Annotated in this window: 17 protein-coding genes; 7 read left to right on the top strand and 10 right to left on the bottom strand. The window is 56.8% G+C overall.

Annotated features, from left to right (window positions below; all coding sequences use genetic code 11):
* Positions 1 to 35 precede the first annotated feature (35 nt).
* Positions 36 to 899 carry an ABC transporter permease gene (locus KBY88_RS03025; protein ID WP_254938391.1) on the top strand — a complete coding sequence of 288 codons (864 nt, stop codon included), beginning with the start codon at positions 36 to 38 and terminating at the stop codon, positions 897 to 899.
* A 96-nt stretch (positions 900 to 995) separates the two neighbouring features.
* On the top strand, positions 996 to 1,751 hold the full coding sequence (locus KBY88_RS03020; protein WP_254938390.1) for a hypothetical protein: 756 nt from the start codon (positions 996 to 998) through the stop codon (positions 1,749 to 1,751).
* Positions 1,752 to 1,997: 246 nt separating this feature from the next.
* Here KBY88_RS03020 and KBY88_RS03015 read toward each other — a convergent pair whose 3' ends face one another.
* Together KBY88_RS03015 and KBY88_RS16105 are read right to left on the bottom strand one after the other, a co-directional pair.
* Positions 1,998 to 3,809 (bottom strand): tetratricopeptide repeat protein, encoded by a 1,812-nt coding sequence (locus KBY88_RS03015; protein ID WP_254938389.1) that lies wholly within the window; start codon positions 3,807 to 3,809, stop codon positions 1,998 to 2,000.
* 146 nt (positions 3,810 to 3,955) lie between these two features.
* Positions 3,956 to 4,357, bottom strand: coding sequence for a type IV pilin protein (locus KBY88_RS16105; protein WP_315858085.1), 402 nt, complete (start codon positions 4,355 to 4,357; stop codon positions 3,956 to 3,958).
* Positions 4,358 to 5,084: 727 nt separating this feature from the next.
* Between KBY88_RS16105 and KBY88_RS16370 the strand changes: the two genes are divergently transcribed.
* Positions 5,085 to 5,309, top strand: a complete 225-nt coding sequence (locus KBY88_RS16370) for a transposase (RefSeq protein ID WP_514130634.1) — start codon at positions 5,085 to 5,087, stop codon at positions 5,307 to 5,309.
* Between the two features lie 378 nt (positions 5,310 to 5,687).
* Positions 5,688 to 6,077: a transposase gene (locus KBY88_RS03005; protein ID WP_254938388.1), complete on the top strand. Its 390-nt coding sequence runs from the start codon at positions 5,688 to 5,690 to the stop codon at positions 6,075 to 6,077.
* Between the two features lie 532 nt (positions 6,078 to 6,609).
* Here KBY88_RS03005 and KBY88_RS03000 read toward each other — a convergent pair.
* On the bottom strand, positions 6,610 to 7,737 hold the full coding sequence (locus KBY88_RS03000) for a hypothetical protein (protein WP_254938387.1): 1,128 nt from the start codon (positions 7,735 to 7,737) through the stop codon (positions 6,610 to 6,612).
* On the bottom strand, positions 7,734 to 8,933 hold the full coding sequence (locus KBY88_RS02995) for a hypothetical protein (RefSeq protein WP_254938386.1): 1,200 nt from the start codon (positions 8,931 to 8,933) through the stop codon (positions 7,734 to 7,736). The genes KBY88_RS03000 and KBY88_RS02995 overlap by 4 nt, the downstream gene beginning before the upstream one ends.
* Before the next feature lie 510 nt (positions 8,934 to 9,443).
* On the opposite strand from KBY88_RS02995, the gene KBY88_RS02990 reads away from it, so the two are divergent.
* The 3 genes from KBY88_RS02990 (at position 9,444) to KBY88_RS02980 (ending at position 11,847) form a co-directional block, all read left to right on the top strand.
* Positions 9,444 to 10,460: a glycosyltransferase gene (locus tag KBY88_RS02990; protein ID WP_254938385.1), complete on the top strand. Its 1,017-nt coding sequence runs from the start codon at positions 9,444 to 9,446 to the stop codon at positions 10,458 to 10,460.
* Positions 10,453 to 10,839: a GtrA family protein gene (locus KBY88_RS02985; RefSeq protein ID WP_254938384.1), complete on the top strand. Its 387-nt coding sequence runs from the start codon at positions 10,453 to 10,455 to the stop codon at positions 10,837 to 10,839. The genes KBY88_RS02990 and KBY88_RS02985 overlap by 8 nt, the downstream gene beginning before the upstream one ends.
* A 345-nt stretch (positions 10,840 to 11,184) precedes the next feature.
* Complete coding sequence (locus KBY88_RS02980; RefSeq protein WP_254938383.1) at positions 11,185 to 11,847, top strand: class I SAM-dependent methyltransferase; 663 nt, start codon at positions 11,185 to 11,187, stop codon at positions 11,845 to 11,847.
* On the opposite strand, the gene KBY88_RS02975 is transcribed toward KBY88_RS02980, so the two are convergent.
* The 6 genes from KBY88_RS02975 to rfbH are packed head-to-tail and all read right to left on the bottom strand — an operon-like array spanning position 11,818 to position 19,282.
* Positions 11,818 to 12,786, bottom strand: a complete 969-nt coding sequence (locus tag KBY88_RS02975) for an NAD-dependent epimerase/dehydratase family protein (protein WP_254938382.1) — start codon at positions 12,784 to 12,786, stop codon at positions 11,818 to 11,820. The two genes, KBY88_RS02980 and KBY88_RS02975, sit on opposite strands and share 30 nt — an antisense overlap.
* Positions 12,783 to 13,436: an HAD family hydrolase gene (locus KBY88_RS02970; RefSeq protein ID WP_254938381.1), complete on the bottom strand. Its 654-nt coding sequence runs from the start codon at positions 13,434 to 13,436 to the stop codon at positions 12,783 to 12,785. The genes KBY88_RS02975 and KBY88_RS02970 overlap by 4 nt, the downstream gene beginning before the upstream one ends.
* Positions 13,433 to 14,551: an N-acetylneuraminate synthase family protein gene (locus tag KBY88_RS02965; protein ID WP_254938380.1), complete on the bottom strand. Its 1,119-nt coding sequence runs from the start codon at positions 14,549 to 14,551 to the stop codon at positions 13,433 to 13,435. Before KBY88_RS02965 ends, KBY88_RS02970 begins: the two co-directional genes overlap by 4 nt.
* Positions 14,548 to 16,407, bottom strand: a complete 1,860-nt coding sequence (locus tag KBY88_RS02960; RefSeq protein ID WP_254938379.1) for a thiamine pyrophosphate-binding protein — start codon at positions 16,405 to 16,407, stop codon at positions 14,548 to 14,550. The genes KBY88_RS02965 and KBY88_RS02960 overlap by 4 nt, the downstream gene beginning before the upstream one ends.
* Positions 16,404 to 17,519: an FkbM family methyltransferase gene (locus tag KBY88_RS02955; protein WP_254938378.1), complete on the bottom strand. Its 1,116-nt coding sequence runs from the start codon at positions 17,517 to 17,519 to the stop codon at positions 16,404 to 16,406. The genes KBY88_RS02960 and KBY88_RS02955 overlap by 4 nt, the downstream gene beginning before the upstream one ends.
* Before the next feature lie 29 nt (positions 17,520 to 17,548).
* Positions 17,549 to 19,282: a lipopolysaccharide biosynthesis protein RfbH gene (gene rfbH, locus KBY88_RS02950; protein WP_254938377.1), complete on the bottom strand. Its 1,734-nt coding sequence runs from the start codon at positions 19,280 to 19,282 to the stop codon at positions 17,549 to 17,551.
* Positions 19,283 to 19,293 lie beyond the last annotated feature (11 nt).

Raw genomic sequence — 19,293 nt, 5'->3', positions numbered from 1 at the left:
GGCGTCTTGCCGCCAACGGCTTGATCCCACAGTCGATGCGCCAGTGGCTGGCCCCCAGCGGAGGCCGATCGCTCTCCGGCCGCCTGGCCCGCTGGGGCACGCTGATCGTGGTGCTCTATGGCCTGGTGGCCTTGCTGACGCCACTGCTGGTGCACCTGGGCGCCCTGCCGGATCCCAATGCCGGCCTGGAGAACCCGATCAACGCCTCCCCCACCTGGGCCCATTGGTGCGGCACGGACCGGCTCGGGCGGGATGTGGGCGTGCGCACCCTCAGCGGCAGCGGGGTGGCTCTGCAGGTGGTGGCCCTGGCCCTGGTGCTGGCGCTGGTGATCGGGGTGCCGCTGGGAATGCTGAGCGGCTACCTGGGGGGCCCGGTGGACCGGGTGCTGGTGTTGCTGATGGACACCCTTTACACCCTGCCGGTGTTGCTGCTTTCGGTGGTGCTGGCCTTCTTGCTCGGACGAGGGCTGCCCAACGCGGCGGCGGCGCTGTGCGTGGTCTACGTGCCCCAGTACTTCCGGGTGGTGCGCAACCAATCGGCCCAGGTGAAGGCGGAGCTCTACATCGAAGCGGCCCAGTCGCTGGGGGCGGGGCCGCTCTGGATCCTGCGGCGGTACCTGCTGCGCAACGTGATCACCTCGGTACCCGTGCTGCTCACGCTCAATGCCGCCGATGCGGTGCTGATCCTGGGGGGCCTGGGCTTCCTGGGGCTGGGCTTGCCCGAGTCGATCCCGGAATGGGGCAGCGACCTGCAGCAGGCGCTCACGGCGCTGCCCACGGGCATCTGGTGGACGGCGCTGTTCCCGGGGCTGGCGATGTTTGTGCTGGTGCTGGGGCTGTCGTTTCTCGGGGAAGGTCTGGAGAGCTGGGTGAGTGGTGGTGAGGAGCTGACGAGGTGACCTATCATGTGGAGAAATCAATGGTTTACGTTCCTCAACCTAGGGAAGTGAGGCAAACAAAAGACTGTCAACATCGAACTTACTGCCTCATATCCTATGACCGGCTCGAAAAGGAAAAATCCATTCGATGCAGAAAAGTTTCGGCTGGCCGGGGCCGAATCAGGTACGGACAAGGTTCTTCATCATGGTTATCATCGCTTTTATCCACAATTCCTGGCACCCTTGAGGCAAAGGAAAAGGGAGTTCGGAATTGTTGAAATTGGTTATGGACAAGGTAACAGCATTATCTTTTGGAAAAGCCTCTTTCCATCGGCTCATGTGTATTGCCTTGATCGGGACGTGAGCCTCGAAGGCGAAGGGTACACGGTCTTAAAAGTCGATCAGTCGGATCTAGGAGCCATGGAAAAATCCATGCAATCAATTCTGCACTCCGTGCCACTGATCATCGACGACGGCTCCCATTTTCCACCCCACCAGCTCACTTCATTTTCGATTCTATTCGAGGAACTACTCGAACAAGGAGGCGTTTATATCATCGAAGACATCGAAACCTCCTACTGGAACTCAGGAGATATCTACGGTTATCCAACCCGATTTGGACTCTACTCGCCATGGTCAGCCGTAGAAATCCTGAAACACGCCGTGGACTATCTTAATCGCAATCTACTTTCTCAGAGTGATCGCAATTTAGTAGAGTATTCAATGTTGATCGCAGGCTTGTCACCGCAAGCTGTTGAGGCTGTCTCCACGTTAACGTTTGCTCAGAATTGTGTTATTGCTACGAAGATAATACCCGAAGACAAAGCATACATCGAAAGACCTTATCATTTTTCCGAAATGACTGCGCGCTGAAACCGATGGTCTGGCTAAAGAATACGCCAGGAAACCCGCCATGGATAAGCTGATGCGAACCATCCTACTAGCTCGCTGGAGATCATTCAAGTCAGCATAGGTCAAGTCAAATACAAGTTGATCACTATCCTTTAGTGCCCTGAGACTCGTGACTGCGTCAAGCAGAAAGATGCGATAACTCGGGGTCTTCACGGCAACACAACATTACAGAGTGATGAGTGCCTCCACAAATCATACTGCTGAACTTCAATCGATCAAAGAATCGAGCAATAACAGTTCCAGATCCTTCTTTACTCGTTCAATCACTTCAAACCAATCGCCGAGAGCACTCTGCCGATAAAGCCTTGAAGAGGGATACCAGCAAGTTTGGTCGCCTTCCAAACCCCAACGCCACTCCGGTAAATAGCTAAGCAAGAGCCACAGCGGAAGACCCATCGCTCCTGCCAGATGCGCCAGGCCCGAATCAGAGGAAATGATTAGATCACAACTGGCTGCAATCGCGGCGGTTTCGACAAAATCCCAAGCCGCATCAACCTCATCCTGGCAGGACACGAACCGATCACAGAACGAAGTCATAGCGAGCTGTTCTGAGCCGGGCCCCTTTTGCAACGAAACGAATTCGACACCTGGGATCTCAGCGAGAGGAGCGAAGAGGGTGAGGGGCAGTGAGCGTCCACGCAGGGTGGTGCGCTCTGCTTCTGGATTTCCCTGCCAATGCAGGCCCACCAGCATCCGGCCAGGTTTCCTGAGCCTCATGCGCCAGTGGGAGATCCGATCCTCCGGAGCACTCAGATAAGGGTCGTTCAGGAGGGGCCGCTCCTTGCTGATGCCAAACACCTTGGGAAGGTTCAGGATCGGAATCCAGCCATAGGTGCTACCTGGGCTAAGTTCAAGATGGGTTTGGGATTCGATTCGATCAAAGCCACCAATCCGTTCCGCCAGTCCAACGATGCTTCGAGGGCAGACCAACACTGTCTTGTGGCCTCGCTGCTGCAGCCATTTGCCGTAGCGCATGAATTGAATACAGTCACCGATACCCATCTCATGATTGAGAATGATTGTTTCTGGCAGGTTTCTGTCCGTGGCAATTTCGGGCACTCCGATATCGGAGGTAATGTCCAGAAACGGGGTTATGACACGTCTCCATTCGTACTCGCCCCAGCCGGTGGCGTAGTCGCCCAGCAGCAGCAGTATCGTGCCCAGATTCAGATGGGCAGAGGCATGATTGGCGTCGCAAAGAACGGCATACAGGTAATGACCGATAGCCTCTTGCAGCTTCCCCTGCATGTGCAGAGCCAGGGCGATGTTGGAGTGGCCGGACGCGCCTAGGGGCTCTAGCTCTACGGCACGTTCATAGAACGGGATGGCTTCTTGATGATCGCCGAGGTGCAATCGGATGTTGCCGATGCGGTTGAAATCACGAGCTGATAGTCCCTCTTGGCGCACCAGCCACGCCAACTGCTGCTCTGCCGCCTCGCGCTCGCCTAGATGGGCCCTGCAGAGGCCCAACGCCAGCCGGGCCTCCTTGAATTCTGGCTTAAGCTGAACGACCTGATCAAACTGATCGGCACCGGGCCCATAGGCAAACTCGGCCAGATTCAGCTCCCCGAGAAGAAAGTGAGCCATGTGGCGAAAGGGTCCATCGAAAGCCCGCTCAGCGCACTCCCTGGCCCCCGCGGGATTGCCCTTGCAGCGCAGCAGATTGGCCTTCAGCAACAGGGTCCCCTGGTGCTCCGGCTCGAGACCTTCGGCCCTGGCGGCCAGGGCCTGGGCCTGATCGACGTTGCCAAATTCGAGATGAAGGGAGCCAAGCAGATGGAGGATGCCGAGCAAACGATCGCCATGCTGTTCCGCGGCCTCCAATGCCTGCTCTGAGAAGGCAATGGCCTCTTCCCTGCGGTTCTGGGCCAGAAGAATCTGAGCAGCAAAATGCAGAACTTTGCTGTTCTCTGGCTCCAAGGCGACGGCCGCACAGATCTGCCGTTCAGCCTGCTCAAAGTCGGAGCGCTCAAACAGGGCCGAAGCCTGCTCCAGAAGAGCTTCAAGGGGATTGGTCATGAACACCCGAAGGGCGATTGCGTCAGGCTATCTAGTGAGCTGCATCTTGAGCCCTAACCAAGCCTTTGGCCAGAAAAAAAGCCCCGCCTCGATGGAATCGAAGCGGAGCACATGGAGGTGAAGGAGAACTGCTTCCCCATGTTTAGTCAGGAGCAGGACAGGGCACCGGTGGTGGAGGCCACGACGTTGAAGCTGGTCGTTCCGGCTCCTGCAGTTGCTGTCAAGCAACGCACGCCATTGGCATCTCCTGACCAGGTAGCGGTGAAAGATTGCCCAGCGCTGCCATCACAGGTTTGGCCTCTTGGGGTGGCGAGCAGCTTGGCAGCCTGGCCGACGGCACATTCCTTCGCCAGGCCGATGGCCTCACCAACAGCGGCCCCGGCAGAGGCACGGTTACGGGCCTGGAGGTACTGGGGCAGAGCCACGGCGGAGAGAATGCCAATGACAGCCACCACGATCATCAGTTCGACGAGGGTGAAGGCGTTTTTGGTGGCCTTGCGACGAGCCTGAAGGCTCTGGATCAAGGCCAGCTGTGTGCGGGTACGCATTGCTTAGGATGCATCAACCCGCACATTCTAGCTTTTCGAGATGGTGTCGTCCATTTGGCTCGCCGTGAAGCCGATCCTGCTTGGTGCGGCTTCTGATGAAGCAGGTGGTAGCAAGATCCCCAGCCACCAGGGTCTTTTTGGGGTTTAGCGGGCGCTTGGCCTGCCTAAAGATGAAGCGATTCTCAGGGAGCCTGGCGCCTAAGCCGCGCGAAGAAGACCACAATCTCAGGGGTCTGCCCAAGAACTCTCAGGCAATTTTAAGGACATACGATAGATGCATTCATGCACTCGGATTGATCCAGCAAAGTTCCGACGAGAACCTTCATTCACATCCCGCAATACTATCGTCAATACAGGTGAAATATTGTCGATTTACCTCCTGTTAGCCCTCTTCGCCTGAGCTGCACATTGGCCAAGCGACAATCAATGACTTTCTTGCCTCAATACTTTAGCAGCATGCGTTTCGGCGTGATTACTGAAAGCTGGCCTATTGATTGCAATCAAGCTCATGCTTGCTTCCCTAATAAAGCCAGGACAAAGATAGGTGTGACCCCGAATCAATCGTCGTCATCAAGAAATTCACGGTGCAACAAGGAAATACTAGAAATCCACACAACTCATTGGCAGCCTATAACGAATCCACTGTAGAGTTCCTCGAAAAACCTCGCGCCACACCCTTACAGCTTGTTAAAGATGACATTAAATGCCTTCAACTCAGTACGGCTGAATGAGAGAGCGTGGATTCTGGAATGAGGAGAAGCGCAACCACAGAATACTTAAGAAGAGGCCCACTTTAGCGACCTCATCTGAGGCGATTCCCTGGGAGCCCCTCAGGCCACTGCTGGAGAAAGGTTACAGCCATGAACGCAAGGGCAATGCAGGCAGGAAGCGGATTGAACCACTCATCCTCTTCAAGATGCTCGTGCTGCAACAGCTGTTGAACTCAGCGTAGGCAAAGCCTTCCGCTTGCGGTTGAGGATCTGGAATTCCAGGTCAACGATTGGCACTCATTCGAGGAGTGGTTTGTCGGGTTGGAAGTGATGAACACTATTGCCGATGCCACCACCATTGCCTTCCTCCGGGAGCGGTTCCGCAAGGCGAGTTTCATCGATGAGCGAACTGAACGTTTTGAGGAGCACCTGTGATCCCAGGGACTGGAGGACCGTGACGGGCAGTTCATCGATGCCACACTGATCCCTTTTCCCTAGCCGTAAGGCTTCTGCGAAGCACCAACAGAGAAACTCGCTGACTGAGAATGAAGCCATAAAGCGAAACCAGCTGCCAGAAGCGTGGGGCAACGAGCCAGAGCGCCTGCGGCAGAAGGATCGTGATGCTCGCTGGGTCAAAAAAGAACGGCATCAGCCACTACGGGTACAAGAACGCATCTGCATTGACGCCACTCACGGCTTCATCCGCAGATGCTCCATTGACCGCAGCCAACATTCACGAAAGCCAGCTGCTTACGCAGGTGATAGATCCAAAGAAGCGGGAAGATCTCGTCTGGGCTGATTCAGGCTACGCAGGGGCGGGCCATGAGGATCTACTAGAAATGGCTGGTTTTGAGAGCAGAATTCATGAAAAGGGTTCACGCTGTCTTCCTTTGGGCGAGGAGGCAAAGGATCGGAACAAGGTCCGATCGAGCGTGCGGGCAAGAGTTGAGCACGTCTTTGCTGCAATCACAACCGGCATGCTCAGCAAGATGACAAGGCGGATTGGATAAGCCAGAACCAAAGCTTTGTTGGGACTGCGCAATCTGAGACATATCTTCCTGCGTTACCTTCACCGCTCCTCAAGGCTATCGCCGACAACTTGAGCATAAGTTAACTGGACAATTGTCATGCATTGAGGTCACGGTTGTCAGCTATCAGGAAAATCTGTACGTGAAGAGGATCAAGTTGTGTCTTCTTAAGGCTGCCTCCATGGCGGCAATGTTTCGAGGCTCACACAAGACTCTCGAGAACGTCAATCTATTGAGCGCCAAAGACGCAGGCAAGCCATGCGCAAGGCAAAAGACATGAAAACTGAACATGCAGCCATTCGCAATGAAAAGAGTTCTTTCTTGTTGACTTGCAGCGTCTCACTGTCTGCCAATTTGCACAAAACCATTGTTCATGGGGTTTTCATCGGCGCGATCGCTGGGCAGATCCCTATGCGTCTTACCCAGGTCGATCTGTCGATCCGGATTGAACGTCGGCAACGTGTTAAGTTCACCAACCCGACAAGGCGCATGCTAACTGAGACAAGGTTGAGCTTCAGGGGCTGGACGGATGGTGGAGATTCGAATGCAAGCGAACAGCAGGAAACTCAATGGCGAACGGGGATGTGCGTTGGAGATCGTTCGGAAGCAAGGGAAGGAGTCTGAGCGGATAAGGAAAGCCTTCTGGGCCATAAATCCATTGGATCTTGATGGTGGTGACCGTACCCTGACCGAGAAGAGGGCCAATGTCTTTTGTCGGTGACGATGAACGTAGCTCAATTGGGATGCAGCCTTGAGTCTGGGCTGGAGCGGTGGAGCTTTTGCTTTGGATGCAGAGATCCACGCCTTTCAAACCCTTCGCCAGTCTGAGCAGAATCGCTTGATTGCTTTGGCCCCAGCTCGAACGGGCTGCCTGGGGCAGCTGGTTCCTGTCGTAGCGATAGAGCATCACCTGCCATCTTGGTCGCGCCCAGATGATGAAGGTTTCCTTTTTCTGGTTGGAACTGGGAACTGGTGGCCACCATTGGTCGGGATGGAACACCAGCCCATCCCAGCGGGGGGCCGCGCTGATCTGGGCAAGGCCGGGGATCAGCCTTTGGAAGCGATGGAGTTGGTTGATCCAGGGATCAGGGCTCCCATGCAACGGGAAAAGGGCATACCCCTCGCTGCTCACGCGGCAGCCAGCGGTGCGTACGCAGAGCTGGATCAGCGCTTGGGAGGGCTCAATGGCGCCGAGATCGATGGCAAAGAAGCGGTAGCCGAGGCGGCGGCCGAGCTCCGCTTCCGCCTTCAGGCCCAGGCTGGAAGCCTGCGCCATGAGGCTGTCGGCAGGGCTGAGCTTGAAGGCCCCGTAGTTGCTGGTGATCCCGGAGTCGGGAAAGACCTTGAAGGCATCGTAGACACCCTGGCGCAAACGGCTCTCGACAAAGCCCGTCTCCGGGAAGGTGGTGTAAGGCGCAAACCAGACCGTCCGTCGCTCCAGGGGCACCGCATCGAGAAGGTCGCTCAGCCTTGGAGTGGATCCGTTCCGGGTTTTGTCTTCCTGCTGCCGTTGGAGCAGTTGCTGAATTGTGGAGACCTCCAGCCAGCGACTGCTGGAGAGCAGCTCGATCAGGATCCAGAGCGCCAGCAGGCCAAAGCCGGCCCAGAGTGGATCGGGGGACTGGCGACGAACGGTGCTCATGGCTTGAGAGCCCATGGGCCTTGGCCCAGGGTCCGCGCGCTCAGGCAGCGGTCGAGGAGTGCCGTCAGCATCAGCACGGCAGCCCCGTATTCAAAGGCCGTGAAGCGGGTCAAGGAGCGCAGGACCGGGCTCACCACCACGGCGAAGAGCGTGCCCAGTCCCCCCATGGTCATCCAGAACAAGCCCACAAAAGTGGTGATGAACAGCAGCAGCGCGAAAAACAGCAGGTCCCTGTGGCCCAGCCCCCTCACCCTCTGGAGGGGTAGGCCTGCCTGGGGCGGCCGTTGGCGCTCCCGAGCGACGGTCCACAGCGCCACCCCCCAGGCGATCGGGATCAGAAAACTGCCCGTGGACCAGAAGTAGTTCTCCGTGCCGGTGCTGATTCCGCCGTCCTCGAAAGCCTTCTGGACCACCGCCACCCAGGGGGAGGGGATCACCCAGGTGAACGGCAGCAGTCCATACTGGAACTGTTCGATCGCATAGCGGGGGGTGGCCCAGAAGGGAGGCGGGCCTGTGCCGGCCTGGGTCAGCAACAGCAGCTTGGGGGCGTAGAGCAGCAGCAGTACCAAGAAAAAGCCCCCTGCGAACAACAACCCTCGGCTGGCGATCCCTCCAAGGTGCCGCAGTTCTGTAGTTCGGGTCGCGGCGAGCACCACCAGCAGGCCAAAGCTGCAGAACAGCAACAGCAGGGTGAAGAACACGTAGTAGTCCTGGGTGGGCAGGCAGAGCAGGGCGGCGATCGCCCCAGCGCCGACCAGACCCAGGGGCTTTCGAGGGCTGTCCAAGGAGCGCCAGAGCCCGTGGCAGGCCAACAGGCCCGGAATCACAGCCCAGAGGGTGGCCAGGGACAGGTGGCCCACCCGGGAGAAAGCGCAGGGGGCGGTGGTGATCAGGAAGGCGGTGATCAGGCTGGTGTCGGATCGAAACCCTGACCATCGACAGGCCAGGGCCGACAGGCCGAAGGTGAGCAGCAAGCCGAGGATCAGGAACGCTTGAAGCGGGTCGAGGTCGGTGTGGCGCGCGAGTTGACAACTCAGGCCCGTGGCCGCTGTGGAGAGCAGCGAGCCCGTAAACGAGCCAAGATTCTGGTTGCTGTCCGGTCCGATCCAGCCGAGCTGGAAGCGCTCAGCGACGCAGGCACTGCCAAGGCCAAAGCGCTCCCAGACCTGGTCGGCGGAAGGGTTGGAAAGGCTCAAGAAGGTGGGCCACCAGGCGAAGGCTGCGAGGGTTAACAGGGCCCAGGGCAGAAGGCGTTGGAGAGATCCTGGCCATCTGGAGGAGTTGGGCAAGTGGAACTCGTGTCTCCTATAGAGACTACCGGATACAAGCTGGGGACCAGTAGATGCCATGTAATAATTGCAAAAGACTCATTGCAACTAACGGCAAGCCTCGTCAATCACTGGCCAGAGCAGACCGGTGACGACGTGACGCTCAGAACTACAGTGAGATTCGCAAAGCACAGCCAGCTTGTCTGATTGCGCTCTCCCGGGGCTTATGCATCTCATGGATTGAATCCAGACAACGAGCAATGCGCCCACTCCTTGCCGCAAACTTGAGATGCTTGAACTTCAGATCTGAATTTTGTGAATTCAGTTTCCGGGTGTTTCTGTTTGAGAATCCATAGCTCAATCGTCCGATGGATTTGCTCGCGAGTAGGACGTAGGAGGACTGGATTAGAACGTCAACATCATTTACAGTGATGAAGCATGTTGCATGAGCCTTCTGCCGAGGGGTATAATGGACGGATGCAAATGCTGAAGCTAGCTTTTGTGACCAGTGCCTTCAACGAGGCACTGAATTTGTACGAACTGCACCGCCGTTGCCGTGCAGTGTATGGGCGCTTGCTGAATGAACTGAACAATCAATACTCCCTCGAGTTCCGTATGGTGATTGCCGACAATCACAGTACAGACAGCACCCTGGAAGTACTTCGCTCAATCATGGAGCATGATCCAGGCGTGATTGTTCTTGCTAATCAAATCAACTACGGCCCAGAGGCATCCGCAGCCCATGCGCTGACCTATGCCTGTGATTGCGATCTGGTCATCACACTCTGTTCGGATCTCCAGGATCCTCCTGAATTGAGTGAGGGCATGGTGATGATGCTCATGTCTGATCCCAACAGTGATGCGGTGTTGGCGGTTAAGCAGCAGTCGGCAGGTGGACCCTTGCTACGGCTGGCGAGGCGTGGTTATTACAGGGCCATGGGAATGTCTTCACGGCTAAGATATCTGCCCAGTGGGTTTCATGGCTTTGGTTGCTATCGTAATCCTGTCATCATCGACACGCTCCATTATTGGAACGACTCTGGCATGAGTTTGCGGATGTGCATTGTCAACGCCAGTCACGCTTCCCGCACCCTGTCCTATCAACAGGCTGAACGAATGCACGGCCATTCTTCATACATTGGCCGTGGCTACATCCTCGAAGCCTTAAGAGCACTGCTCTCGTCCGACGCAGCCGCAAGCAGGATGGCCGTGACGATCGGGATTGGCGGAATGCTGATGGCGATGCTGGTGGCCGTGGTGTTGCTTATCAATTATCTGGGGGGCAATAGTCAATACCAAGGCGGTGTCCCTACCGTCATGGGTCTTGTGCTGGCTAGTTTGGGAATTCAGATGCTGATGTTTGCCGTTGTTTCCAGGCAAATTGAAGGCTTGAGAATGACTGGAAATAGGTCGAGGGTTCGCGCCAGACTCCTGAAGAAATCAGACGATGCTTAATCGCTCCTTCACGCGTTACGGATTGTCTGGCCTTGCATTCACGGTGATTGGGCCGAGTCTATTTTGGCTCATGTATCCACTTGGCCCCTTTGTGGCACTTGCCATTGCACAGGTCATGGTTCATCTTTGTCGGTATTTGGTGTTCAGGTATCTTGTTTTTCCAATAAGAAACGGATTTAGGGTTTCTCCGCAGCGTTATGTATTGTCAGTCTTGCCTTTACTGGCGATTGATTTCTTGGTGGTGGGGATTCTGAAGGGTGTCTTGGGACGAACCGGCCTCACCTTGGTCGGTGGCATTGTTGGTTTTCTGGTAGGGTTTTTATGGGGTCGTTATGTATATAGTCATGGGGTACTTGCTTCTACTATCGCTCACGAATAGAATTCACTGCATTCCTTCAATCGCGTACACACTGCCTTATCGCCCAGCATTGAGATGACACGAGAGAACTGCCCCACGGCCTGTCCATGCTGCCGTTCAAGTTGTTCCAGGCGTTGGTGGGCCACCATCGCTCCTTTCATCAGGGCTTACGCGTTTGAAGCGAACAACAAAGCTGAGCTTGTTACTTCATTGATTGAGTGTGTGAAATGTGGCCATCGCTATTATCAGCGGAGTTACAACACCGAAGAGTTAAATCGATTATACGCTCAGTACAGAGGTAAAAATTATTTTAAGTCTCGACGAAAGTGGGAGCCATGGTATAGCAGACGACTTAATGAAGCGACAATGAAGCCCCGCCTTGTTACGAATCGACGCAGTGCTGTGAAGGCCTTTGTTGCTCCTTGGCTTGGAAGCCGATCGACGGCATTGATCGTCGCTGACGTTGGGGGTGATGCTGGACAGTTGATCCCCTTGGAAATCGCCTCGCGCGCCTATGTGGTGGAGACTAGCAAGCAGAAAGCTGTTGAAGGTGTGACCAGGGTCGATCGTCTCTCAGAGATTGATCAGAAGGTGGATCTAGTTATGTGCTGCCATGTTCTTGAACATCTCAGTGATCCAGCTAGCCTGTTGTCCTCGATAATCAAAGAATTGGAGCTGGCTGACGGATGTCTTCTCTATCTTGAAGTTCCGCTTGAAAGATGGAGGATACTGCCAGGTATGGGATCAAGTCTGTATAAACAGTATCTTATTTGGATCAGTCGATCGGTGCCCTTGCTGGTCTTGGTGGACTTTCTCAGCATGGCTTTTAGGAGCTTCTTTGGTTTTGTTTCTCCACCAGGATTCATCAAAATGCATGAACACGTGAATTACTTCACTGAATCATCTTTGGTTAGCCTTTGCGAGCTGGTCGATCTCAGCGTTCTTGAATATAAGGTGGAAAGGGGTTCAGACTTGGCTACCCACCAAGGAATTATCAGATTAATTTGCAGGCGAACCGGAGATCACTGAGTCTGATTGAAATGAGATGATTCCCAGGGCTGTGTCTGCAATCTGATCGCAGAGGGATAGGGGGGTTATGCCATAAAATCTCAAAAGATTGATGTATGGGCTTGAATTAGACGTGTAGCGATTTTCAGGATGATGGGGGTCGATGTTGTGAATGGGATCTGGCAAAGCATAGATTGCCGAAATTAGTTCAGCAAGGGCAAGTAAGTCTGTTTCCTGGCTGACTGCTGCGACTGGAGCTTCAGGGACTGGGCATTGACTTAAGAGCCAACGAAGGGCCAATCTTGTCATATCTCCAGCATGGCCGTAGCCACGGAAGACGCGACAAGGAGAGTGCAGCTTGATCGGACGTTTCCCAATCGCTTCAATCAGGAAGTTGCCGAGAGCAAATAGCCTGGGATTGGTGATAAATCGGCCAGTGACTCCATAGGCTCTGATCACAAGCGTAGGAGCGATACGCGTTAGTCGCTGCTCTTCCTCGTACTTGAGAACACCGTATGGATCGAGACCAAGTTCATCGATTGGATTGGAGCGGCCATCAAATCCTGCGGCAGCCCCTGAGGAGATGACGGCAAGGCGGCAAGGCCGTTTGTTCTTGCCCAGAAACTCGCAGAGATGATTGGTGATGGCACGATTGGCATTGATATAAGCATCAACACCCATCGCATGAATGTATTCTTTGCGAAGAAAAGCCGTATGCAAAACGGCGCCAACTTGATGCCTTTCAACGTCATCAGCCAAGGATGAAAGTGGCTCAACTGGGATTACAATAGATGGCTGCGCCTGATGTGAAACTTTGATCAATGAAGTGCCGCTGGCATAAGCACGAACACGGCTTGTGAACTCTCTTTCTGGAATAATAGTCGCGAGCTCATGCAGCGCAGATCGGCCCAGCCAACCCGTTGCCCCTGTCACCACAATCAAGGAATTGTGATCGCTCAAGGGTTGTCAAGGGTTTCAATGTAAGTCAGAAGGTCAATAGGTTGCCTGATCTGCATTGGCGCAGCCTTGTCAACTCCATAGCCATAGCTTGCATGAACGAAGTGGATATCTGCACGTTCCGCCGCGATTCGATCGGAGTATGTGTCGCCTACATAGATTAACTTATTTGTTGAATGAAGGCTGTTCAGCATTGTAAGCGTAGAGGCCTTCTCGCATCGGCCTGGTGTGGGCGGGCGCCATGACCCATCCGGTGAATAGATGTTTTCAAAGGCCGAGCGAAGACCGTGCTGATTCAAAGCCAGGACAGAAGCAGCCAAAGGTTTGTTCGTGACGACATAGAGTAAATGTCCACGTTGTTTAAGTGAAGTAAGTAAACCCTCAATTGATGGGAAAAGTTCATAGTCGAAGCATCCAATGCTGTCGTGATGCACGCGAAACGAATCAATGACAGCTAGAGTCTGCTGCCGAGTGGTTGATAAAAGCTCTGGTAAAAATGAAGCCAACGGCGGACCCATGCAACTGGAGAGAGCTTCAAGCGAAGGTGGGGTGACCCCGTTGCGTCTACAAGCTTCCTGCAACGATCGATGGACGGCTGGAGCACTGTGGAGGAGGGTCCCATCGAGATCAAAGCAGATGGTCAGCGCTTTCACGCTTCGATGCCTCGATCCATGATCACCTGGCGCAGGGCTTCGTTTTCTCGGTAAGGGCCATCCACATGGTCGATTGTGAGGCGATCGTTTGAATTCAAATCTGAGATGAGCTTGGCTCCATTGATGACTTCCCTGCAAGAAAGCTGACCTTTGTGAAGAGGTATCGCCAGGTAGAAATCATTGTTGAATGTTTCGGAAGAAAAGACGTAGCCTGCGGTTAAATCGCGGCAGGCATAGACGCCTCGGATCAGTTCCTCCAGGTAGCGGCGCTCCCGCTCGGATACGGTCCGCCTCGCTTCTGTCGACCCTCCACACATCTCAACTGCCTTGGAAAAAGCCTTATACCATTCATCAATCTGATTAGGAAGAGAGCAATAGGGAGCAACGGGAATGCCATCGGCTTCAATGTCGATGTGGCGCTCCCAGGTGCGGGCTCCTTTGGCATAGCTGATCAGCATGGAGCTGTACCAGTCGCGTTGCTCGTGGGTGGAGAAGCCAATCACATGGTTTGGATAGCGCTGGCAGAGGTAGCTGATCTGGTTGAGTTCTAATTCCGAATCTTCGCAGGGATAGAGTGACACGCAATGGTTGATCGCTAGCGGTATGGATCGATTTTCAAAAAATCGCACACAATCATCGATCGTCTTGTCGTTCGCTCCCCCTGTGGAGATGATGACCGGCTTGCTGAGATGAGCGATGCGATCCAACAGTGGCCAGGTGGCGATGTCAGAGCTCGCCACCTTGATCATCGGAAGATCGAACAGGCCACAGAGTTCCACGGAGGCCTCGTCAAAAGGGGTGGCCATGGGGATACAGTCACAGCGCCTGATCTCATCAACCAATGCCTTGAACTCCTCAATGGAGAGCTTGGTGGCCTCCGTCTTTTTAATGTAGCGAGATTCTGTATAGCCCTTGAAAGCTGGATGAATGAAGGAATCCACATCGCGAAACTGCAGCTTGATGGCTGTTCGCACACTATTCACCCGCGCCACTGTGGCGAAATCGCGAACAATGCGAAGCCCCCGCTCCAGATTGCCCCAGTGGTTGTTCGCCAACTCCAGCACGAAAAGGTTTTCGAAGGTGCGGCGATCGAGGCTGGGGATCTGCGAACTCATCGCGCTCTCTCGTTCAGGGTTGGCACCGAGCCCTGTAAGTAGCCCCGCAGCTCGTTCAGCTCTGCCTCAGGCAAGGGCGGATGCATGTCATCAAGGTCAGGTGTGTGGATCTTGCCGTTAAGCATTCGAGATTTTAAACGTGGTTCGAACTCCTGCAGGGGATCGAGCTGCACCACGCAGACACGGGGGCCATTTTGTGCCAGCACGGCCTGAAGTTGCGCCTCCAACTCCTGTGGATTCTTGAGTTGGCTGGTCGGCAGACCAAAGGCTTGGCTCACCTTGGCGAAGTCAGGAAATTTCACCCCCGAAGCGGGCGAGGCTCCGTGTTCGCGTCCGAAGAAGTTCTCCTGGGTCTGGCGGATCGAGAGGTAGCCGCCGTTGTCGAGAACGAAGAGAAGAATGTTCAATTCAGAGCTAGCAAGCGTCTGTAGCTCCTGGAGGTTCATCATCAGCGAGCCATCGCCTGCAAGAGCAATGGTGGGAGCGTCCTTACCGGCGTCGCGGGCGGCCCAGGCTGCGCCAATGGCAGCGGGTAGGTCGTAGCCCATCGAGGCGCAACCGCTGTTGCTGAACATCCTGCGCTCCCCTGTCATCGCCAGCACCTGGAAGGGCACGATGCAGGCGGTGGCGTCGCCGCACACCACCTGAGCCTTTGCGCTGAGGTGGTGGTTCAGGGCCATCATGAAATGGTATGGATTGAGGCCTTGACGGCCTTCTGTGACGTAATCAGCTTCACGTGGCTCGTAGCGCTCACGCAGGTTGCTGCAACGTTCACCCCATCTCCTTCGGTCCTGGGCGTGCTTGGTCAGTGGAGCGGGATTGGCTTCGATGGCGATCAGCAGAGCGAGTACCACCGGACCTACATCCGCGTGAATCGGCTGACTCACATTCAGATAGGGCTTCCGCAGCTCTGCGGCATCGATGTCCACCATCACCACCTTGGCGGAGCGGGCAAAGCTGGCCCAGTTGTAACTCACCTGACGGATGTTGAGCCGTGAACCCAGCACGATCAGCAGATCACAGGCCTGCACAGCAAGATTCCCAGGGCGGGTGCCGATCGTGCCGGGCCTGCCGGCAAACAGCGGGTGATCGTTGTCGAAGACATCGTGGCTCCAGGCGGTGACCACCGGGATCGTGGTACGTTCCGCCAGTTTCTGCACATCTGCGATGGCCCCAGCAAGGCGCACGCCGGTGCCCAGCAGCAGCAGGGGCCGCTCCGCTTCGCTGATGGCGCCCAGCAACGCATTGATGGTCTGCGCGGAGGGAGCTGATGGCGACGGCTCAGGCGCTGGATCAGCTAGAAGGGTCAAGGCTTCAGCCAGCTCTTCGCGCCAAAGCCCCTGCACGTTCACGGGAACTTCGATCCATACCGGGCCAGGACGCCCTGCCATGCACAGGGCGACAGCTTTATCCACGATCCTGCGCGGATCGTCATGCCCCCTCAGGGACACGAAACGCTTCACGAGGGGCGGGATGTAGCACTCCGAAGGGGCTTCTTGATCGCCCAACTGCCGCAGCGGCAGCTCCCCGCAAGACTCCACCAGGGTGTCGGTGCGAACCTGACCGGAGACCACCACCATGGGCACTGAATCGGTGAAGGCGCCGAAGACGCCATTGAGGGCGTTGATCGCTCCGGGTCCAGCGGTGACGCAGACCAGGGCCGGTTTGCCGGCGATTCGGGCATAGCCCTCCGCCGCCATGGCGCAGGCTTGTTCGTGGTGCATGTAGGTGCAGACCAGGCCAGCCGCCTCACCGAAGCTGTCGTTCAGGTGCATGGCCCCACCGCCGGTGACGGAGAAGCAGTGGCTGATCCCGAGCCGCACGAGCCGTTGTGCGATGAAGTCGGAGACCTTCATGTCGAAAGCTCCGGAATGGCATACAGCACAGAGTCAAAAGAGTTGCTCATGTGCTGGCGGATGTGAAAGCGATAGCGCGCCCCTGCATCCTGTAACAGTTGGGCCACTGCCAACGGAATGTCCACGATATCTTGTGGTCGGTGGTAGATCGAAATGGCCATAATTGGCTTGGAGCGTCGGATGAGCTTCGCCAATCCTTCGATTGCGGCCAGGTCGGCACCTTCTGCGTCCACCTTGATGAAATCCACCTTGTCCTGGGGCAAGAGCTCGTCGCCCCGCACCGCCTGGATGAGCTGCATTGAGTTGGATCCTGATTCTCCGTGGACGGAAGCTGCCTCACCCTCTCCAACGAGTTCAATGAACGCGTTGCTGTGCCCGAGCGCCAAAGGTAGCGCCACAGCCTGGAGAGTTGGATACTGCCCTATTAGCTCTAAGGTCGCTTTCTGCAAGGCCTGGTAGTTTGTGCGCTCGGGTTCGAACAGCCAGGCCCGACCGACCGCCTGATGCTGCAGCAAGACCTTGAGGGTGTCGCCGTTGTAGGCCCCGATGTCGAGATAGCTGATGGGTTGGTCGGGTTTGAGGCCGCTGAGGGTGAGGTCGTTGAAGTATTGGTGGTCGGCACAGCGGTAGGAGGAGAAGGAAAGATCTTCGCCAGAGCGGAAGGCATGGATGCGGCGGAACGTCTCCCGGGATTCGTCGTCGCCAAGGAGGCTGAGTGCCGCGATGTAGTCCTGATCTTCTTCTCTTTCCTCAAACGGCTTTGAGTTGCCATCGAGCCAGTAGCACCAACCCAGTTCTCTTTTTAACCAGGGGTCGTACTGCCATGGCATGACCGGATCGACGAAGCCATGAGCCTGGGCGATGCCGACGAGTTGATCGTAAGGATCGTTGCGGTTGAAGATGGCACAGATCAACGAGGATGCCTGGAAGGCCCTCCCCTCTAGTTCGCTCCAGCTCACGACTGGAATTCCATCGAGCTGATGGACTGAGGGGCTACTGGAGATGAAAGCCTCCACGTGATGGCCTCTTGCTCCAAGAGCCTTGGCCACTCTGCGGGCATGCTCCCCCGCACCGAAGATCAGCAGCTCTGGGGCGAGGCTGTTGGTGCCCATGGGTTGACCGACTGGTGGCGCCATGGCGATCAGAGGCTCGCGCCCGATCTCTCGGTTTGGGGCGTCGGCGGGGAGGTTATGAGGTTGCGGATCAGGGCGAGTTGACGCTCAAGCATCGATGGCTCCAATCCCGGATAGGTGCCCAGAAACAAGGCCCTCTCCATCAGCCCATCAGCCCCTTCCATCTCCTCCGCCACCACCCGCAGCGCCTCAGGCCGATCCTGGCGCAGTTGCACAAACGCCGGCTGCCTGAGCAAGTTCCCCCCAAACAGCATCCGGCTGCCGATTCCCCCAGCCGCCAGGTGCCGTCCGAGCTCCGAATTCGTGAACGGCGCCTCCGGCCGCACCAGCAGCAGAAACCCGAACCAACTGCAATCACTGCGGCAACCACTTTCATCCCACTGGACGTCTCCAGATTCCGGATCAAGTCCTGTGGCATGGGTGGGAAGGCCGAAACCGAACAGGTGCGCGAGGGGTTCCAGCTCACGCCGGAGCAACAGCCAGTTGCGCTTGCGCGCCTCCACGAACCCCGGCAGCCTTCTCAGCTGCACCCGCCCGATCGCCGCCTGCAGATCCAGCGGCTTGAGGTTGTAGCCCAGATGGGAATAGATGTACTTGTGGTCGTAGCCGGGCGGCAGCTCCCCCAGCTGCCACCCGTAGCGCTTGCCGCAGCTGTCGTCGCGGCCGCTGGGGCACCAGCAGTCGCGGCCCCAGTCGCGCAGACTTTCGACGATGCGCCGCAGTCGGCCATTGCCGCTCACCACGTTGACGGCGCCGCCTTCGCCCATGGTGATGTGGTGGGGCGGATAGAAGCTCTGGGTGCTCAGATCGCCCCAGGTGCCGGTGTAGCGCACCACCCGATCGGGCCCCTCATCGAGCCCTGGGCTGTTCTCGCTGTGGCCGAGCGACTCGGCCAGCGGCCTGGGCATCGAATAGGTGGACCCCAGGGCATCGCAGTTGTCCTCGATCAGCCAGAGGCCATGGCGGCGGCAGAAGCCCAGCACCGCAGCGATGTTGAAGGGGTTGCCCAGGCCATGGGCCAGCATCACGGCCTTGGTCTTGCCCGGGCGGTGAGCCGCCTCCAGCTGCTCCACCCGCAGATTGGCGGTGATCGGGTCCGCATCCACGAAGACCGCCACGCAGCCGTTCTGCAGGATCGGCGCCACGGTGGTGGGGAAGCCGGCGGCACAGGTGATCACCTCGTCGCCCGGGCGCAGGCGCCGCTCCGGCTCGATCAGGGGCGAGGTGAGGGTGCTGAGGGCGATCAGGTTGGCCGAAGAGCCTGAATTCACCAGCAAGGAGGAGCGCACCCCCAGGTAGGCCGCCAGCTCGCGCTCGAACGCGTCGCCCTCGGCCCCCAGGGTGAGCCAGAAATCGAGGCTGCTGGCCACGGCCGCCTCCACCTCCTCTTCCCCGAAGACCCTTCCGGCGTAGGGGATGGTGTCGCCCGCCTGCCAGGGTTTGCGCTGTGGGTCACTGGCGGGAAGGTACTGGGCATGGCGGAGCCGTGAATACTGACGTGTGCTGGCCAGGGCCAGAGCTCGGTGCACCTCAGCAAGCTTCTCGGGCTTGAGCCGCACATCCGTGCTCCTGAGCAGCGAGACGTGGGCTGCGATGGCGTGGTCGATCCTGATGTAAGAGGTTTGTTTCAGGTCACCACTGGCCAGGTCACCAGCGGCCACGACAACGCAGGGTTCGTAGTGGCTCTTGCTGGTCACTTTCAGCAGGCGTAGATCGCCGTGGGCATCCGGTTCAGACAGCACAAGGGCCGGTC

It is taken from the genome of Cyanobium sp. Morenito 9A2, assembly GCF_024345575.1.
Taxonomy (GTDB): Bacteria; Cyanobacteriota; Cyanobacteriia; order PCC-6307; family Cyanobiaceae; genus ATX-6F1.
The sequence above is the reverse complement of the archived record's forward strand: the minus strand, read 5'-3'. Positions and strand labels throughout refer to the sequence as shown.

Bases quoted from the DNA above. Each gene is read 5' to 3' on its own strand.
- KBY88_RS03000 (WP_254938387.1), bottom strand. From the start codon at position 7,737: ATGAGCACCGTTCGTCGCCAGTCCCCCGATCCACTCTGGGCCGGCTTT.
- KBY88_RS02965 (WP_254938380.1), bottom strand. From the start codon at position 14,551: ATGAGTTCGCAGATCCCCAGCCTCGATCGCCGCACCTTCGAAAACCTT.
- KBY88_RS02985 (WP_254938384.1), top strand. From the start codon at position 10,453: ATGCTTAATCGCTCCTTCACGCGTTACGGATTGTCTGGCCTTGCATTC.
- KBY88_RS02980 (WP_254938383.1), top strand. From the start codon at position 11,185: ATGAAGCCCCGCCTTGTTACGAATCGACGCAGTGCTGTGAAGGCCTTT.
- KBY88_RS02960 (WP_254938379.1), bottom strand. From the start codon at position 16,407: ATGAAGGTCTCCGACTTCATCGCACAACGGCTCGTGCGGCTCGGGATC.
- KBY88_RS03005 (WP_254938388.1), top strand. From the start codon at position 5,688: ATGCTCGCTGGGTCAAAAAAGAACGGCATCAGCCACTACGGGTACAAG.
- KBY88_RS02990 (WP_254938385.1), top strand. From the start codon at position 9,444: ATGTTGCATGAGCCTTCTGCCGAGGGGTATAATGGACGGATGCAAATG.
- KBY88_RS03015 (WP_254938389.1), bottom strand. From the start codon at position 3,809: ATGACCAATCCCCTTGAAGCTCTTCTGGAGCAGGCTTCGGCCCTGTTT.
- KBY88_RS16105 (WP_315858085.1), bottom strand. From the start codon at position 4,357: ATGCGTACCCGCACACAGCTGGCCTTGATCCAGAGCCTTCAGGCTCGT.
- KBY88_RS16370 (WP_514130634.1), top strand. From the start codon at position 5,085: ATGAGAGAGCGTGGATTCTGGAATGAGGAGAAGCGCAACCACAGAATA.
- KBY88_RS02955 (WP_254938378.1), bottom strand. From the start codon at position 17,519: ATGGGCACCAACAGCCTCGCCCCAGAGCTGCTGATCTTCGGTGCGGGG.
- KBY88_RS03020 (WP_254938390.1), top strand. From the start codon at position 996: ATGACCGGCTCGAAAAGGAAAAATCCATTCGATGCAGAAAAGTTTCGG.
- KBY88_RS03025 (WP_254938391.1), top strand. From the start codon at position 36: ATGCGCCAGTGGCTGGCCCCCAGCGGAGGCCGATCGCTCTCCGGCCGC.